Origin of the sequence: Nocardioides sp., from assembly GCF_047606145.1 — a bacterium.
Lineage (GTDB): Bacteria > Actinomycetota > Actinomycetes > Propionibacteriales > Nocardioidaceae > Nocardioides.
The window spans coordinates 1-18,283 of sequence record NZ_JASGET010000123.1 but is presented as its reverse complement, the minus strand read 5'-3'; the positions used below and the strand labels follow the sequence as shown (position 1 = coordinate 18,283).

Below are 18,283 nucleotides of genomic sequence, written 5' to 3'. Positions count from 1 at the left end.
CGGTGAGAGGTCCGCAGAGGCATGGTCAGCACCCGCTGCTCCTCGTGGCGGCGCTGACACTGGTCGCGGTCATCGTGCTGGTCGCGGTCATCGTGGTGCGCCAGGACCGCGGGGACGGCCGCGACGACGCCCCGTCGACGTCGGCGACCGCCAGCTCGACGACGGGTTCGACCGCGGGTTCGACCGCGGGTTCGACCACCGGCTCCAGCGGTGCCTCCAGTGGTGCTGCGATCGGCGACGCGGATCAGCAGCGTCTGCTGGCGAACCGAGGCGGTTTCGGTGGCTCGGTGACCGGCGGCGCCGGTGGACGGATCGTGCACGTGACCAGCGACGCCGACTCCGGACCGGGCTCGTTGCGCAGAGCGGTGGCCGGATCGCGACCCACCTGGGTGGTCTTCGACCAGGACCTCACCATCACCCTGACGTCACCGATCGAGGTGGGGAGCAACACCACCATCGACGGTCGCGGTCATGCGGTCGAGCTGACCGGCCACGGTGTCCAGGGCCTGCAGCTGGAGCATGTCTCGAACGTGATCATCGAGAGCCTCACCCTGCACGACTTCGGTGACGTCGCCAAGACCTCGGACAACGACCTGCCCGACGCCATCCATCTCGACGGCGCCAATGGGGTCTGGATCGACCACAACGACCTGTCCATGGCCGGCGACAAGCTGATCGGGATCAGCGAGGGCTCCACCGCGGTGACGGTGTCGTGGAACCACTTCCACGACCAGGAGCAGACCCTGCAGATAGGCAACCAGGCGACGGCGGCGGTCGATCGCAAGCAGACGGTCACGGTGGACCACAACTTCTTCGACCGGATCGGCTACCGGGCTCCGGTGGTCTCCTACGGCATGGCCCATGTCTACGACAACTACTACCTCGACTGGCGGCTCTACGCGGTGCGCACCGAACGGCTGGCGCAGGTGTATCTGGAGAACAACGTCTTCGTCGGGTCGCGCAGCAAGCGCACCGTGCTGACCTCGCCCCAGGGCGACGGCTGCAATGACGCCCGCACCCGCTGTGACCGGCGGGACGGACTGCTCAAGGCGGTGGGGAACCAGGTCACCGACGCGCGCAAGATCCGCGATGTCGATGGCGAGGGGGTCTTCACCCCCTCCTACGACTACGACGCCGAGCCGGCGGGCGCGCGGCTGGTCCGAGAGATCAAGGCCGGGGCGGGACCACAGGGCTGACCGGACCGGGCCGATCCGCTCGAGCCGGGTCGGTCTCGACGGGGTCGGTCGCCACGGGGCCGGTCGCCACGGGATCGGTCTCGATCGGGCGCCCGGTGGGCTCCGGCCCGAGCAGGTGCCCGATCAGGGCGAACAGCGTGATGAGCGCGTAGGTGCTCTTGGTGTAGTCGGCGTGGCGGGTGCTGAGCGAGACCCCGAACACCACCAGCGTCACCCACATCATCCGGGTCTCCAGCGGCGGCAGCCCGGACAAGGCCCGATAGAACCCGGCCACCAGCAACAGCCCGAAGACCGCCAGCCCGAGCAGGCCGAGCTCCACGGTGACCGACAGGAACGTGTTGTGCAGCCCCTTGGCGGCCTCGAACTGACCGCTCACCGCCGCCTTGGAGCCGCCGGCGCCCAGCCCGAGGATCGGATGGTCGCGGATGAGCCGGAACCCGATCTCCCACAACGTGGTGCGATGGTCCAGGGTGCCGGTGGAGATCTCCGTGGAGGTGGTGGACAGACGTGCGATCGGACCGACCGCGACGGCGGCCAGTGGCACCGCGAGCGCGAGCGCGCCGAGCGCGGCGAGACCGACCCCGATCCGGCCCCGGGGAGCCAGCCATCCCAAGGTCAGCGGGATGATCAGCAGCGACACGCCCATCGTGATCAGCCCGGCCCGGGAGGCGGTCAGCACCACGCCCAGGCAGGCGAACGGCACGTAGAGCCGGTAGAGCCACACCGCCGTGGCCCGACGGGCACGAAGGCCGAGGTACCAGGCGATCGGCACCCCGATGAGCAGGGCATAGGCCACGTTTCCCGGGCTGGTGCCCGGCGCGCTGTAGCGGGTCTCGGCCTGGCCGTTGAGGAATGCCCAGCAGGCCACCAGGCCGACCACCACACAGCCGACGAGCCAGGCGTTCATCAGGTGATGGACCCGGCGACGGGAGTGCGCGAACTCCCAGGTCACCGCGACCATCACGAGCAGTTGGAGCATCGTGACGACACGCTGGTGGGTGGGTCCCGGAGTGACGGTCCACATCAACGAGGCCAGGACCAGGGCGGCCAGCACGGCCATCAGCCAGACCACGTCGCCGGGCCGGGTCCGCCGGCCACCGATCGCCAGCGCCGCCAGCGCCGCCACGGTGAGCACCGCGCCGACCGCGCGCGCCAGGGTCGCGCTGCCGCCGACGCGGATGACGCCCTCCCACGGGAGGGTGAACCAGAAGAGCAGCAGCAGGCCGTGGACGAGGCTGCGGACGGCGTCGACGTCGAGGCCGGTGAACCTGCTGGGCCGGCGTCGCAGCGGCCGTCTCCGGCCGGGAAGCGCGTAAGCCAAGGGTCCTCCGGCGGTGCGTCCACGCGGTCCGGGCGATCTTAGTACGGGTGGGGAAGGGGTCGACCGCGCGGATCCCGGCGCGGCCGGAATAGTCTGTGCCGGTGTCCATGCAGCACGGTCCGGCCCCACACCGTCCGGCGCTGCCCAACGTGATCATCGCCGGGGTGACCAAGGCCGGGACCACCTCGCTGTTCGGCTACCTCGCCCAGCACCCCGACGTCGGCGTGGCCGATGTGAAGGAGGTGGACCACTACGCGCCGCTGGTCGTCGGAGAGCCGCCGCCGACACTGGCGGAGTACGCCGCCCACTTCCGTGCCAGCGGCGACCATCCGGTGCTGCTGGAGGCCTCGCCGCGCTACTTCATCGGCGGACCCACGCTGGTGCGGCGCCTGGTCGAGGACCTCAGCCGGAACGGCCGACGCCCCAAGGTGCTGATCTCGTTGCGCGAGCCGGTCGAGCGGATGTGGTCGTCGTACCGCTACAAGCGCAGCAAGGACCGGCTTCCGCCGGGGGTCGACTTCGCCGAGTTCGTCCGTCGCTGCCGACGGGTGTACGACGCCGGGCTGGTCCGCCATCGTGACCACGCGACCTACCGCACCCTGGCCACCGGGGTGTACGCCGACTATCTGGGCGACTGGTTCGACGAGCTCGGCGACGGCGTCCGGGTGCTGTTCTTCGACGACCTGTGCGACGCGGCCGACGAGCTACGTGCGGTGTGCGGCTGGCTGGGCCTGGACCCGGGTCCGGTCGACGCGTTCGACCTGACCTCGCGCAACCGGACCTACCAGCCGCGCAGCCAGCGGATGCGGCGCCTGGCCCATCGGGTGAACGCCACGATGGCGCGGGTGGTCGCCGACGACTCCTCGGTGAAGCGGGCGCTGCGCTCGACCTACCACCGCCTCAACGCGGGCACGCTCGACGAGCCGTCCTCGGCGGCCGTGCGCGCCGAGCTGGCCGCCTTCTACGCGCCGACCCTGCCGCCGTTGCGGGAGATGCTGCGGCAACACGGCCGGACCCGGCTGCCGTCCTGGCTGGACGTCCCCGGGTGACCGGACGCGCCGACCCACGCGAGCACCCCACGCGACGACCCGGTCACGGCGCCAGCGGCCCGAGCTCGCCGAGATCGTCCAGGTCGTAGCCGAACCGGGCGGCGACCTCGGCTCCGTCGGTCAGCACCCGGCGAAGCGAGCGCAGCCGACTTCGGTCGGCCCGGACGGCGGCCCATCGTTCGAGGTAGGCCTCGCCGACCCGGTCGGAGATGGTGAGCGGCTCGAACCGCGGGTCCAGGCCGGCGAAGGCGGCGATCTCGGCCAGCCGCCCGGCCGGGTCGGCGCACAGGTCCTCCCAGCGCAGCAGGTGGTGGCTGCGCACCCGGGGCAGGTCGTCGAGGAGGATCCGGTGCGCGGCGATCCAGTGCCGCAGGGTGCCGTCGAGGGGGGCGGTGTGCCGGATCCGCCGCATCCAGAACGTGGTGGCGAGCTTCTGGGTGGCCAGCGCGACCACCACCGGGTGGCGGACGATCACCACGAACCGGGCCTGGGGGAAGAGCGCCTGCAGGAAGCGCATCCGGACCAGGTTGGGCGGCGACTTCTCGATCAGCACCCGACGCTGCATCGGCCACACGGTGCTCCACTGATCGAAGAGCCGCCGCGCGTTCGCCGCGGTGGCCAGGGGGGAGTCCTCCGTCAGGTGCGCGCGGGGGTCGAGCGCGAAGCGCCCGGGGCCACCGTGGCGACGTGCGGTCGGGTAGACGTCCTGCAGGTGTTGTCCCTCGTCGTGCGGGGCGTCGGTGCCCAGCAGCGCGCCGACGTCGGGATGGCTGGCCAGGGTGGCGTGCAGCTGGCTGGTGCCGCTGCGATGCAGCCCGCAGATGAAGACCAGGGTGTGCCCGGCCCAGGGCGCCGACTCCTCGGTGTTTGCCATGGCGGCTCAGTAGCCCAGCTCGCGGCGCAGCGGCTGGGAGAGGACCCGGACCGCGCCGGCCAGCACCGGGTCGAGTCGCCGGCGCCTGGTCGACCCGGCCCGCCGTTCGCGGGTCCGGGCCCAGTAGCGCTCGTTGACGTCGTGCGGCCGGTTCTCGTAGTCGAGCATCGCCGGATCCCAGGGCTCGCCCAGGAACCCGAGCAACGCCCGCAGGGCGCTCTCGCGATCCGCGGCCAGGTCCTCGTAGCGCATCTCGTAGTACCGCCCCGACGGCGCCGCCGCGGCGGCGGCGCGCACCTGGCGGATGTAGCGCTGCCACTTGCGGGGGGCGTTGAGGGCCGACTTGTACCCGAAGGCGACGCGGTGCGAGGCGGTGACGTCGCGAGGATCGCGGATGAGGTGCACGACCTGCGCGTCCGGGAAGAGCTCCCACACGAAGGGCAGGATGAGCGCATAGAGCGGACTCTTGTCGGCCCAGCGGCGCTTCCCCCTGGCGGCGGCGTACTCGGCGTGGAAGGAGCCGAAGTAGTCGGCGGTCTTCGCCAGCCAGTATTCCCGGGGGAACCCGAAGCGGGAGATCCGCTCCCAGGACTCGCCGGTGATCGGCTCCAGTCCGGTGAGGAACCGGGTCTCGGGGCCGCAGGCGATGTGGCGGTGCGAGTCCAGCATCAGCCGGAGCGCGGTGGTGCCGGAGCGTTGACAGCCGACCACGAAGATCGGCGCGCGGCTGCCCTCCTCGCCGGTCGGGAAGGGGTCGGGCTGGGTCACCGCATCGTCCGTCCGTCGATCTCGTCGTCGATCCGTTCCTCGGCCGCCAACGCGGCGGCCCGCCGGGGTCCGGGCATGGGCAGCTTCTCGGCGTGCAGCACCGCCCGATAGCCGGGCCCGAGCAACCGGGCGAGGATCCTCGCCGGCGCGCCGGACAGCAGGCCGTGCACCGCCGCGACGAGCCCGGCCACGCTGGCCAGCAGGCGGGTGCGCCAGGCGATCCGGACCAGCAGCAGACAGGTGGCGATCCCGAGCAGCCAGACCACCAGCAGGCGCACCAGGTACGGCGAGCCGGCGGCGCTGAGCACCAGCTGGGCGACCAGCCCGACCAGCGCGGCGCCCGTGGCCAGGATGACCGCGGGCAGGTGCGCGGCGAGGAACTCCCGCCACCGCATCCCGATCAGGGCCAGGCAGAGCTGGCTGGTGTAGAGGTAGTTGAGGCCGAGCGCGGCGAGCACGCCGATGCCGACGCCCTCGAGCCCCCAGTGCTGTCCGATGGCCGCACCGAGGAGGACCATGGCCGCGAAGGCCAGGTTGCGCAGTGCCCGCCGGTAGACCGCGCCGCGGGCCTTCATCAGGGCGTCGGCGAGCTTGCTGGTGGTGCGGAAGAGCAGGCCGAAGATGATCACGTCGAAGACGGTCCGCAGGCCGAGCCACTCGGGCCCGAGCAGAACCCGCACCAGCGCGTCCGAGCTGACCGCCGCCAACAGCGAGACCGGCAGTGCGAGGGCGGCCAGCAGTCCGGTGCCGAGCCCGAAGACCCGGCGCAGCTTGGCGTGCTCGTGCTGGACCGCGGACATGGCCGGGAACAGGACCTCGTTGGCGACCTGGCCGAACAGGTTGGCCGGCATCTGCACCAGCTGGTAGGCCCGGCCGTACAGGCCGAGGGCCGCCGCCCCCAGGCAGCGTCCGACGACGAAGTTGTCCATCTGGGTGGCCGCCCAGCTGCCCAGCCTGCCCAGGGTCAGGCCGGCGCCGAAGTTCAGCAGGTCGCCGGCGACGGAGCGATACAGACAGGGCCGATAGCGAAACGGCGCCAGGCAGGTGACCAGCACGGTGCGCATCGCGCTCTGTCCGAGCTGGCCCCACACGATCGCCCAGGGACCGCAGCCCAGCAGCGCCAAGGTGATCGCCACCCCGCCGTACCCGACCGCGTACGAGGCCAGCTCCGCCATCGCGAGCCGGCCGAACTGGAGCCGGCGGGAGAGCAGGAAGTCGCTCAGGGTCAGACCGTTGAGCACGAACATCAGCGCGATCACCCGCAGGATGGGAGTCAGCCCGGGCAGCCGGAGCAGATCCTCGATGGCCGGAGCCAGCAGCGCCACCAGTCCCCAGCTGAGCATCCCGGTCAGCAGCGACAGGGTCCAGCCGACCCGCAGGTGCACGGCGGTCAGCTCGGCGCGTTGGATGACCGCCTGACCGACCCCGCTCTCGGCCAGGGCCGTGGCCAGGAACACCACGATCAGGGCGCCGGAGACCAGGCCGAACTCGTCGGGGCTCAGCGCCCGGGCGAGGATCGAGAGGAAGACCAGCTGCAGCACCGCCTGTCCGCCGGTCGAGGCGGCCATGATGACCATCCCCTGCAACGTGCGCTGGCGCAGCCCGCGGCCGCCTCGCGACGGCTCGGTGATCGGGGGATACCGCTCGGGGCGGTGGCCACCCATGGGCGCCGACGGCGCCTGGTCTGCGGGAGGCACCGCGCCAGTATAGAAGCGGGACAGGAGCACCCGGGCGGCCGCACCGTCCCGCGTCCGCGGCATCGCGGCACTCCCGCAGGCACTCGCATCGGCACTCCCACCGGCACGGCCCGCGGTGCTTGACCTCGGCGCGCAGGAGGCGGATGATCGTCGGCGTTGGCGACTCCGCCACGGTCGACCGGGCAAGGTGACCGCAGAGTGTGAGTCCGGCTTTGTGTTGCGCCCGCGATTCGGGTATCGTGGCCCTTTGCGCATGCCCTCAGATGCCCCTCAGCCTGCCCGGTGGCTGTCGGAGTGGTGGGCCGGCGCCTCTCCACCTGCGAACCTTGTCGAAGGATTCCTCTTGGCCGCGCGCAGCACCTCCTCGGGTAACAACCCTCGCCGCATCTCTTTCGCAAAGATCTCTGAGCCTCTCGAGCTCCCCCAGCTTCTCGCTCTCCAGACCGACAGTTTCGACTGGCTGGTCGGCAACGAGCGCTGGGCCGAGCAGGTCGCCGCCCGCGAGGCGGTCGGCGAGGACGTCTCGCACAAGTCCGGTCTGCAGGAGATCTTCGAGGAGATCTCTCCGATCGAGGACTTCTCCGAGACGATGTCGCTCTCGTTCGAGAACCCGGTCTTCTACGACCCGAAGTACACCGTCGACGAGTGCAAGGAGAAGGACTTCACCTACTCCGCGCCGCTCTACGTCTCGGCCGAGTTCACCAACAACGACACCGGTGAGATCAAGGGCCAGACCGTCTTCATGGGCGACTTCCCGCTGATGAGCGACAAGGGCACCTTCATCATCAACGGCACCGAGCGTGTCGTGGTCTCCCAGCTGGTCCGCAGCCCCGGCGTCTACTTCGAGCGCACCGCCGACAAGACCTCGGACAAGGACATCTTCACCGCCAAGCTCATCCCGAGCCGTGGCGCGTGGCTGGAGTTCGAGATCGACAAGCGCGACCTGGTCGGCGTACGCCTGGACCGCAAGCGCAAGCAGAACGTGACGGTGCTGCTCAAGGCGCTGGGCTGGACGAACGAGCGGATCCGCGAGGAGTTCGGCGAGTACGAGTCGATGATGCTGACCCTGGAGAAGGACAGCGTCCAGGACACCGACGCCGCGCTGCTCGACATCTACCGCAAGCTGCGCCCGGGCGAGCCGCCGACGCGTGAGGCCGCGCAGACGCTGCTGAACAACTACTACTTCAACCCCAAGCGCTACGACCTGGCCAAGGTCGGTCGCTACAAGATCAACAAGAAGCTCGGGCTGACCGAGGCCTTCGACCAGCAGACGCTGACCATCGACGACATCGTCGCCGCGATCAAGTACGTCGTCGCGCTGCACGACGGTCGCGAGCAGGCCGAGATGCCGGCCGGCACCATCGACATCTCGGCCGACGACATCGACCACTTCGGCAACCGCCGGATGCGGACGGTGGGCGAGCTGATCCAGAACCAGCTGCGCACCGGCCTGGCCCGGATGGAGCGGGTGGTCCGGGAGCGGATGACGACCCAGGACGTCGAGGCGATCACGCCGCAGTCGCTGATCAACATCCGGCCGGTGGTGGCGGCGCTGAAGGAGTTCTTCGGGACCTCCCAGCTCAGCCAGTTCATGGACCAGAACAACCCGCTCGCCGGGCTCACCCACAAGCGCCGCCTCTCCGCGCTCGGTCCGGGTGGCCTCTCCCGCGACCGCGCGGGCATGGAGGTCCGTGACGTCCACCCGTCGCACTACGGCCGGATGTGCCCGATCGAGACCCCGGAGGGTCCGAACATCGGTCTGATCGGCTCGCTGGCCTCCTTCGGCCGGATCAACCCGTTCGGATTCGTCGAGACGCCGTACCGCAAGGTCGTCGACGGCGTGGTCACCGACCAGATCGACTACCTGACCGCCGACGACGAGGACAGGTACGTCATCGCCCAGGCGAACGCGGCGCTGGATGCCGACGGCCGTTTCATCGGCGAGCGCGTCCTGGTCCGCCAGCGTGACGGCGAGGTCTCCGAGCTGCTGGCCGACGAGGTCGACTACATCGACGTCTCGCCGCGCCAGATGGTCTCGGTCGCGACCGCGCTCATCCCGTTCCTCGAGCACGACGACGCCAACCGCGCCCTGATGGGCGCCAACATGCAGCGTCAGGCGGTGCCGCTGGTCCGCAGCGACTCCCCGCTGGTCGGCACCGGCATCGAGTACCGTGCCGCGGTCGACGCCGGCGACGTGCTGGTGGCCCGCAAGGCCGGCGTGGTCAAGGAGGTCTCCGCCGACCTGATCGAGACCCTCAACGACGACGGCACCTACACCAGCTACCGGCTGGCCAAGTTCGAGCGCTCCAACCAGGGCACCTGCGTCAACCAGCACCCGCTGGTCGACGAGGGCGACCGGGTGGAGGTCGGTACGCCGATCGCCGACGGTCCCGCCACCCAGGGTGCCGAGATGGCGCTGGGCGCCAACCTGCTGGTCGCCTTCCAGTCCTGGCAGGGCCACAACTACGAGGACGCGATCATCCTCTCCCAGCGTCTGGTGCAGGAGGACTACCTCACCTCGATCCACATCGAGGAGCACGAGGTCGACGCCCGCGACACCAAGCTCGGCCCCGAGGAGATCACCCGGGACATCCCGAACGTCTCCGAGGAGATGCTGGCCGACCTCGACGAGCGCGGCATCATCCGGATCGGCGCCGAGGTCACCACCGGGGACATCCTGGTCGGCAAGGTCACCCCGAAGGGCGAGACCGAGCTGACCCCGGAGGAGCGCCTGCTGCGCGCGATCTTCGGGGAGAAGGCACGTGAGGTCCGCGACACCTCGATGAAGGTCCCGCACGGCGAGTCCGGCACCGTCATCGGCGTCCGGGTCTTCGACCGCGAGGAGGGCGACGAGCTCCCGCCGGGCGTCAACCAGCTGGTCCGCGTCTACGTGGCCCAGAAGCGCAAGATCTCGGTCGGCGACAAGCTGGCCGGCCGGCACGGCAACAAGGGCGTGATCGCCAAGATCCTGCCCATCGAGGACATGCCGTTCATGGAGGACGGCACCCCGGTCGACGTCCTGCTCAACCCGCTGGGCGTGCCGCGCCGGATGAACATCGGACAGATCCTCGAGCTGCACCTGGGCTGGCTGGCCAAGCAGGGCTGGGACCTGAACCTGTCCGCCGACCCGGACGACGCGGAGTGGAAGCAGCGCCTGATCAAGATCCACGCCGAGACCGCCGAGCCGGACACCAAGGTCGCGACCCCGGTCTTCGACGGTGCCCGCGAGGACGAGATCACCGGCCTGCTCGGCTCCACCATCCCCAACCGGGACGGTGTCCGGGTGGTGGGCGCCAACGGCAAGGCCCGGCTCTTCGACGGTCGCTCCGGCGAGCCGTTCCCCGAGCCGGTCGCGGTGGGCTACATGTACATCCTCAAGCTGCACCACCTGGTCGACGACAAGATCCACGCCCGCAGCACCGGCCCGTACTCGATGATCACCCAGCAGCCGCTGGGCGGCAAGGCGCAGTTCGGTGGCCAGCGGTTCGGCGAGATGGAGGTCTGGGCGATGGAGGCGTACGGCGCCGCCTACGCCCTGCAGGAGCTGCTGACGATCAAGTCCGACGACGTACCCGGCCGGGTGAAGGTCTACGAGGCGATCGTCAAGGGCGAGAACATCCCGGACTCCGGCATCCCGGAGTCGTTCAAGGTCCTCGTCAAGGAGATGCAGTCGCTGTGTCTCAACGTCGAGGTGCTGAGCCAGGACGGGAGCTCGATCGAGCTCCGCGACGCGGAGGAGGACGTCTTCCGCGCCGCCGAGGAGCTCGGCATCGACCTGTCTCGCCGCGAGCCCAGCTCGGTCGAAGAAGTCTGAGGATGGTCTCGATGCGCCTCGCTGGCGCTCGGCTACTCGACCAGCGGATCTCGCCGGTCGAGTAGCCGGAGCCGCGAGGCGAGGGCGTATCGAGACCCCCAGTCCCACCAGTCTTTGATTCAGAACTAACGAAGGACAACAGCCACCGTGCTTGATGTGAACTTCTTCGACCAGCTGAAGATCGGCCTGGCCACCGCGGACGACATCCGCGCCTGGAGCCACGGCGAGGTCAAGAAGCCGGAGACCATCAACTACCGCACGCTCAAGCCGGAGCGTGACGGCCTCTTCTGCGAGAAGATCTTCGGTCCCACCCGGGACTGGGAGTGCTACTGCGGCAAGTACAAGCGAGTCCGCTTCAAGGGCATCATCTGTGAGCGCTGCGGCGTCGAGGTGACCCGTTCGAAGGTCCGTCGCGAGCGGATGGGGCACATCGAGCTGGCCGCTCCGGTGACCCACATCTGGTACTTCAAGGGTGTGCCCTCGCGGCTGGGATATCTGCTCGACCTGGCCCCGAAGGACCTGGAGAAGGTCATCTACTTCGCGGCGTACATGATCACCTCGGTCGACGAGGACGCCCGCCACCGCGACCTGGCCTCGCTGGAGGCCAAGATCGACCAGCAGCGCAAGATGCTGACCGGCCGGCTCGACGTCGCCATCAACGACCGCGCCGCCAAGCTCGAGACCGACCTGGCCGCGCTCGAGGCCGAGGGCGCCAAGTCCGACGCCAAGCGCAAGGTCAAGGACGGTGCCGAGCGGGAGATGAAGCAGCTGCGCGACCGCACCGACCGCGAGGTCGCGCGCCTGGACGAGGTCTGGGAGACGTTCAAGAACCTCAAGGTGCAGGACCTGATGGGTGACGAGCTCCTCTACCGCGAGATGAAGAACTGGTTCGGCAAGTACTTCGAGGGCCACATGGGCGCGACCGCGATCCAGAAGCGCCTGGAGACCTTCGACATCGACGCCGAGGTCGACAACCTGCGCGAGACCATCGCCACCGGCAAGGGTCAGCGCAAGGTGCGCGCGCTCAAGCGGCTCAAGGTCGTCGACGCGTTCCGCAAGACCGGCAACAAGCCGGCCGGCATGGTGCTCGACGCCGTCCCGGTCATCCCGCCGGACCTGCGCCCGATGGTGCAGCTCGACGGTGGCCGGTTCGCCACCTCCGACCTGAACGACCTCTACCGCCGGGTGATCAACCGGAACAACCGGCTCAAGCGGCTGCTCGACCTCGGCGCCCCCGAGATCATCGTCAACAACGAGAAGCGGATGCTCCAGGAGGCCGTCGACTCGCTGTTCGACAACGGTCGTCGTGGACGTCCGGTGACGGGCCCGGGCAACCGCCCGCTCAAGTCGCTCTCCGACATGCTCAAGGGCAAGCAGGGCCGCTTCCGGCAGAACCTGCTCGGCAAGCGGGTGGACTACTCGGGCCGCTCGGTCATCGTGTCGGGTCCGCAGCTCAAGCTGCACCAGTGCGGCCTGCCGAAGACGATGGCGCTGGAGCTGTTCAAGCCGTTCGTGATGAAGCGTCTGGTCGACCTCTCGCACGCGCAGAACATCAAGTCCGCCAAGCGGATGGTGGAGCGTGAGCGTCCGGTCGTGTGGGACGTCCTCGAAGAGGTCATCACCGAGCACCCGGTGCTGCTCAACCGGGCGCCGACTCTGCACCGGCTCGGCATCCAGGCCTTCGAGCCGCAGCTGATCGAGGGCAAGGCCATCCAGCTCCACCCGCTGGTGTGCACCGCCTTCAATGCGGACTTCGACGGTGACCAGATGGCGGTGCACCTGCCGCTGTCGGCCGAGGCGCAGGCCGAGGCCCGCATCCTGATGCTGTCGACCAACAACATCCTCAAGCCGTCCGACGGCCGTCCGGTCACCATGCCGACCCAGGACATGATCATCGGGCTGTTCTTCCTCACCTCCGACCGGGCCGACCAGGTCGGCGACGGCCGGTCGTTCTCCTCGACCGCGGAGGCCATCATGGCCTTCGACCGGGGGGAGATCACCCTGCAGTCGACGGTGAAGCTCCGGCTCGACGACATCGTCCCGCCGGCCGGCATGCCGGTGCCGGAGGGCTGGACCGAGGGTGAGCCGCTGGTGGTCGAGACGACCCTGGGCCGGGTGATCTTCAACGACACCCTGCCGGCCGACTACCCCTTCGTGAACTACGAGGTGGGCAAGAAGCAGCTGGGTGCGATCATCAACGACCTCGCCGAGCGGTACACCAAGGTCGAGGTCGCCGCGTCGCTGGACGCGCTCAAGGACAACGGCTTCCACTGGGCGACCCGCTCCGGCGTGACCGTCTCCATCGACGACGTCACCACGCCGCCGGACAAGGCCGAGATCCTCGGCGAGTTCGAGGCGCAGGCCGCCAAGGTGCAGAAGCAGTTCGAGCGCGGCCTGGTCACCGACGAGGAGCGTCGTCAGGAGCTCGTCGAGATCTGGACCGAGGCCGGCAAGAAGGTCGGCGAGGCGATGGAGATGGCCTTCGATCGGAAGAACCCGATCTTCATGCAGGTGATCTCCGGTGCCTCGGGCAACTTCAACCAGATCCGCCAGGTCGGTGCCATGCGTGGTCTGGTGGCCAACCCGAAGGGCGAGATCATCCCGCGGCCGATCAAGTCGAACTTCCGCGAGGGCCTGTCCGTGCTGGAGTACTTCATCTCCACCCACGGTGCTCGCAAGGGTCTGGCCGACACCGCCCTGCGTACCGCGGACTCGGGCTACCTGACCCGTCGTCTGGTGGACGTCTCCCAGGACGTCATCATCCGCGAGGACGACTGCGGCACCGAGCGTGGTCTGCCGAAGGTGATCGGTCGCCGTGAGGGTGACCTGGTGGTCAAGGACGAGAACGCCGAGACCGCCGCCTACGCTCGCACCGCGGCCGAGGACATCCTCGACCCGACCACCGGCGAGGTGCTCGCCGGCGCCGGCGAGGACCTGGGCGACGTGAAGATCGAGCAGCTCGTCGAGGCGGGCATCGAGACCGTCAAGGTCCGCTCGGTGCTGACCTGCGAGGCCCGCACCGGCACCTGCGCGAAGTGCTACGGCCGTTCGCTGGCCACCGGCAAGCTCGTCGACATCGGCGAGGCGGTCGGCATCATCGCGGCCCAGTCCATCGGCGAGCCGGGCACCCAGCTGACCATGCGTACCTTCCACACCGGTGGTGTCGCCTCCGCGGACGACATCACCCAGGGTCTGCCGCGTGTGGTCGAGCTCTTCGAGGCCCGGACGCCGAAGGGCGTCACGCCGATCTCGGAGGTCGCCGGCCGAGTGCAGATCGAGGAGACCGACAAGGCCCGCAAGGTGCTGGTCACCCCCGACGACGGCTCGGACGTGCAGGAGTACGTGGTCTCGCGCCGCTCCCGGCTCCGGGTCGGCGACGGCGACCACATCGAGGTCGGCCAGGCGCTGACCGTCGGTACGCCGGACCCGAAGGAGGTGCTGCGCATCCTCGGTGTCCGCCGCACCCAGCAGCACCTGGTCGACGAGGTCCAGGCGGTGTACCGCAGCCAGGGCGTGTCGATCCACGACAAGCACATCGAGATCATCGTGCGGCAGATGCTGCGCCGGATCACGGTGCTGGAGTCGGGCGAGACCAACCTGCTGCCCTCCGACCTGGTGGACCGGACCGACTTCGAGGCGGAGAACCGTCGAGTGGTCTCCGAGGGCGGTCGCCCGGCCTCGGGCCGTCCGGAGCTGATGGGCATCACCAAGGCGTCGCTGGCCACCGAGTCGTGGCTCTCGGCGGCCTCCTTCCAGGAGACCACCCGAGTGCTCACCGACGCCGCCATCAACGGTCGCTCGGACTCGCTGCGCGGGCTGAAGGAGAACGTGATCATCGGCAAGCTGATCCCGGCCGGCACCGGCCTCGAGCGGTACCGCAACATCCGGGTGGAGCCGACCGAGGAGGCCCGCACGGCGGCGTACTCGGTCACCGGCTACGACTCCTACGACTACGAGTTCGGCGCCGGCGCCGGTCAGGCGGTCTCCCTGGACGACTTCGACTTCGGGTCGTACCAGAACTGACCGATCGTCCGTGTGAAGGCCCCGCCAGGTGCACGCCTGGCGGGGCCCTCGCCTTCCCGCCTGCCGCGAGACGGCGGGCGCGACGGGTAACCTTCGGGCCATGACCTCCGCGCTGCCGAACTCCGCCGAGGTGGTGGTCGTCGGGGCAGGTCCGGCCGGCTCGGCGGCGGCGGCGTGGCTGGCCCGGGCAGGGGTCGAGGTGCTGCTCACCGACGCGGCGGTCTTCCCCCGAGACAAGACCTGTGGCGACGGGCTCACCCCGCGGGCGGTGGCCGAGCTCATCGCGCTCGGCCTGGAGGACTGGCTGCGCGCCCGGCCGGTGAACCAGGGGCTGCGCGCCCATGGGTTCGGACAGGTGCTGGAGCTGTCCTGGCCCGGTGGCTCACTGCCGGCGTGGGGCTCGGCGGTGCCGCGCACCGAGCTCGACGACCACCTGCGCACCACCGCGATCAAGGCCGGTGCGCACGCGGTCGACGGGGTCCGGGCGATCGGCGTCCAGCACGACGGCGCGGGGGTCAGCCGGGTCGTCTTCCGCGACGGGCGGGCGCCCGACTCCGATGTGGTCGAGGTCGGCTGCCGGTGGCTGGTGGTCGCGGACGGCGTACGGTCCCCGCTGGGCAAGGTGCTCGGTCGGACCTGGCACCGCGACACCGTGTACGGCGTCGCCGGCCGGTGCTACGTGACCTCGGCCCGGGCCGACGACCGGTGGATCTCCTCGCACCTGGAGCTGCGCGATCCGGACGGTGCCGCGCTGCCGGGCTACGGCTGGGTCTTCCCGCTCGGCAACGACACGGTGAATCTCGGCGCCGGCATGCTGGCCACCGCCAAGCGGCCGGCGACGGTGGCGATCAAGCCACTGATGCGGCACTACGCGGCCGCGTGTCGGGAGGAGTTCGGACTGGGCGAGGAGCTCCGAGCGCAGGCCTCGGCGCTGCTGCCGATGGGCGGCGCCGTCTCCGGGGTGGCCGGTGCCAACTGGGCACTGATCGGCGACGCGGCCGCCTGCGTCAACCCGCTCAACGGGGAGGGCATCGACTACGGGCTGGAGACCGGCCGGCTGGTCGCCGGCCTGATCGCCGACCATGCCGACCTGGAGACGGTCTGGCCGGCCACGCTGCGGGAGCACTACGGCGAGGCCTTCTCGGTCGCCCGGCGGCTCGCCGGGGTCGCCACCATGCCGCGGCTGGTGTCCTCGCTCGGTCCGGCCGGGATGCGCTCGAACCGGCTGATGACGCTCGCGCTGCGCTGGATGGGCAACCTCGTCGACGCCGAGGACCGGGACCGCACCGCACGGCTGTGGCGGTGGGCCGGGCGTCGTTCGCTCGCCCTCGACCACCGACCACCGTTCACGTGAGGAGGGCGATCTGATGGCGAGCCGAGGCGGGAACCCGTCCCGGGGCCGGTCGCGTGCCGATCGCGGGCAGGGCGCGCCGTCTCCGACGGGCCGGGACGCGGGGAGCGAGCCGGCCACCAGGCCGACGTCGCGGAGCCAGTCCGGCCGCCGGCGGTTGCCCCGTACCCAGCGGGTCGGCGCCTACGCGGTGATCCTGCGCGGCGAGGAGATCCTGCTCAGCCGGCTCTCCGAGCGGATCACCACCGAGGAGCTGTGGACGCTGCCCGGCGGAGGGCTCGACCACGGCGAGGACCCTCGGACCGCCGTGGTCCGCGAGGTCTACGAGGAGGCCGGCCTCGAGGTCGAGATCGGCCCGGAGACCCGGGTCTTCTCCCGCCATCAGGCGCGCGCCTGGCGACGCGGCCGGCGGGTGGACGCGCACAGCCTGATGGTCGTCTTCGACGGCTGGGTCGCCCAGGACGCCCCCGAGCCGCACACCACCGAGGTGGACGGGTCCACCGCCGAGGCGGCCTGGCTCCCGCTGGCCGACGTCCTCTCCGGCGCGATCCCGACCACCGGCCTGGTCACCGACGCGCTCGCCGCCCACCGGCCGACCCGGATGCAGCGGGTCGCCGCCTACGGGCTGATCGAGCGGACGGTCGGGACCGCGGAGGGTGAGCGTCGCGAGGTGCTGCTCACCCGGATCTCCAAGCGTGGCTTCCACTCCGGCTCGTGGACGCTGCCGGGCGGCGGGGTGGACTTCGGCGAGAGTCCCCGGGAGGCGCTCACCCGGGAGGTGCGCGAGGAGTGCGGTCTGGACTGCCAGGTCGGTGCCGTCCTCGACGTCGACGACCTCGCGGTGACCGGGACCGCGCCGAGCGGGCGGTACGAGGAGTTCCACGGCATCCACCTGATCTTCCGGGCCAGCGTCGCCTCACCGGCGGTGCCGCGGGTGACCGAGGCGAACGGCACCACCGACGCCGTCGAGTGGGTTCCGGTCGCGGAGATCGACGCCGGTCGCCGTACCGTGCTCGAGGTGGTGAAGGTGGCCCTGGGGCACCCGCCGGGCGCCGACCTCTGAGACCGCGCCGGAACGCCCCGGGCCGCTCTGGGAGACTGGGGGAGTGAGTCTGAGCCCCGAGTCGACCGTTCCCGAGCTGGCCGCCTCGCTGCGGCGCCGGGGGATCACCGGAGTCGACGACTCGACGTTGACCCGGGCGCTGTACGCCGGTGACGCCAGCCTGTACCGGGTCGTCCCGCGGGTGGTGGTCCGGCCGCGGCACGTCGAGGAGCTGCTGGCCGTCCACGAGGTCTCCGGCGAGCTGGCCGTCCCGGTGACGATGCGCGGTGCCGGCACCAGCATCGCCGGCAACGCGGTCGGGCCCGGCATCGTGGTCGACACGCGTGATCTGAACCGCATCCTCGAGATCGACCCGGAGGCCCGCACCGCGCGGGTCGAGCCGGGGGTGGTCCACGCCGACCTGCAGCGGGCGGCCTCGCCGTACGGTCTGCGCTTCGGTCCCGACCCCTCCACCCACACCCGGTGCACCATCGGCGGGATGATCGGCAACAACGCCTGCGGCTCGCGGGCGCTCGGGTACGGCCGTACCGTCGACAACGTCGAACGGATGACGGTGCGGTTCGGCAACGGCGAGCAGGCGACCTACGGCGGCACCGGGGTCACCGCGGCGACCGAGCCGACCGAGCCGATCGGGGCGACCGCGACGGCGCTGCGGACGCTGGCCGCGGAGAACCTGGCGCATCTGCGCACCGAGTTCGGCCGGTTCGGGCGGCAGATCAGCGGCTACAGCCTGGAGCACCTGCTACCGGAGCGGGACGCCCGGATCGAGCGCTTCCTGGTGGGCAGCGAGGGCACCCTGGGCACGGTCCTGGAGGCGACGGTGCGGCTGGTCGCCGACGAGCCCGGACGCCTGCTGCTGGTGCTCGGCTATCCGTCGATGGCCGAGGCCGCGGACGCCGTGCCGGCGCTGGCCGCGTCCGGGCGGCTCATCGCCGCCGAGGGGATGGATGCCCGCATCGTCGAGCTGGCCCGCGCGCACGGCACCCCGGTGCCGGAGCTGCCGAAGGGCGCCGGCTGGATCTTCGCCGAGGTGGCCGGCCCCGACGCGCGCGCGGTGCTGGCCGACGTCGAGGCGGCCGCCGGCGCGCTGGAGACCCGGCTGGTGGCCGATGCCGGCGAGGCCGCCG

General features: G+C 70.6%; 11 protein-coding genes. 7 read left to right on the top strand and 4 right to left on the bottom strand.

Features of this window, described 5'->3' with window-relative positions; all coding sequences use genetic code 11:
• Positions 1-2: 2 nt before the first annotated feature.
• Positions 3-1,196, top strand: a complete 1,194-nt coding sequence (locus tag QM638_RS16235; RefSeq protein ID WP_415143502.1) for a pectate lyase family protein — start codon at positions 3-5, stop codon at positions 1,194-1,196.
• Here QM638_RS16235 and QM638_RS16230 read toward each other — a convergent pair.
• Positions 1,168-2,517, bottom strand: a complete 1,350-nt coding sequence (locus QM638_RS16230; protein ID WP_415143500.1) for an O-antigen ligase family protein — start codon at positions 2,515-2,517, stop codon at positions 1,168-1,170. The two genes, QM638_RS16235 and QM638_RS16230, sit on opposite strands and share 29 nt — an antisense overlap.
• Positions 2,518-2,618: 101 nt before the next feature.
• Between QM638_RS16230 and QM638_RS16225 the strand changes: the two genes are divergently transcribed.
• Positions 2,619-3,566, top strand: a complete 948-nt coding sequence (locus QM638_RS16225; RefSeq protein ID WP_415143498.1) for a hypothetical protein — start codon at positions 2,619-2,621, stop codon at positions 3,564-3,566.
• 43 nt (positions 3,567-3,609) lie between these two features.
• Here QM638_RS16225 and QM638_RS16220 read toward each other — a convergent pair whose 3' ends face one another.
• From QM638_RS16220 to QM638_RS16210, 3 genes are read right to left on the bottom strand one after another with little or no spacing between them, the layout of a single operon-like run.
• Positions 3,610-4,440: a sulfotransferase family protein gene (locus tag QM638_RS16220; protein ID WP_415143497.1), complete on the bottom strand. Its 831-nt coding sequence runs from the start codon at positions 4,438-4,440 to the stop codon at positions 3,610-3,612.
• Between the two features lie 6 nt (positions 4,441-4,446).
• Positions 4,447-5,208, bottom strand: a complete 762-nt coding sequence (locus tag QM638_RS16215) for a sulfotransferase family protein (protein WP_415143495.1) — start codon at positions 5,206-5,208, stop codon at positions 4,447-4,449.
• A complete protein-coding gene (locus QM638_RS16210; protein ID WP_415143493.1) occupies positions 5,205-6,905 on the bottom strand; it encodes a lipopolysaccharide biosynthesis protein in 1,701 nt (566 codons plus the stop codon). Before QM638_RS16210 ends, QM638_RS16215 begins: the two co-directional genes overlap by 4 nt.
• A 343-nt stretch (positions 6,906-7,248) precedes the next feature.
• Here QM638_RS16210 and rpoB point away from each other — a divergent pair, with 343 nt between their 5' ends.
• The 5 genes from rpoB to QM638_RS16185 all read left to right on the top strand — a co-directional run.
• Positions 7,249-10,719, top strand: a complete 3,471-nt coding sequence (gene rpoB / locus QM638_RS16205; protein WP_415143492.1) for a DNA-directed RNA polymerase subunit beta — start codon at positions 7,249-7,251, stop codon at positions 10,717-10,719.
• A gap of 147 nt (positions 10,720-10,866) precedes the next feature.
• Positions 10,867-14,742: a DNA-directed RNA polymerase subunit beta' gene (locus tag QM638_RS16200; RefSeq protein ID WP_415143490.1), complete on the top strand. Its 3,876-nt coding sequence runs from the start codon at positions 10,867-10,869 to the stop codon at positions 14,740-14,742.
• 100 nt (positions 14,743-14,842) lie between these two features.
• On the top strand, positions 14,843-16,096 hold the full coding sequence (locus QM638_RS16195) for a geranylgeranyl reductase family protein (RefSeq protein ID WP_415143488.1): 1,254 nt from the start codon (positions 14,843-14,845) through the stop codon (positions 16,094-16,096).
• A gap of 154 nt (positions 16,097-16,250) precedes the next feature.
• The gene (locus QM638_RS16190) at positions 16,251-17,156 is read left to right on the top strand and encodes an NUDIX hydrolase (RefSeq protein ID WP_415143486.1); all 906 of its coding nucleotides are present in this window, start codon (positions 16,251-16,253) and stop codon (positions 17,154-17,156) included.
• Positions 17,157-17,199: 43 nt separating this feature from the next.
• Positions 17,200-18,283 (top strand): FAD-binding oxidoreductase (locus tag QM638_RS16185; protein WP_415143484.1); only part of this gene is annotated, 1,084 nt, incomplete at its 3' end.

Coding starts and splice junctions, on each gene's coding strand:
- QM638_RS16220 (WP_415143497.1), bottom strand. CDS start 4,440: ATGGCAAACACCGAGGAGTCGGCGCCCTGGGCCGGGCACACCCTGGTC.
- QM638_RS16195 (WP_415143488.1), top strand. CDS start 14,843: ATGACCTCCGCGCTGCCGAACTCCGCCGAGGTGGTGGTCGTCGGGGCA.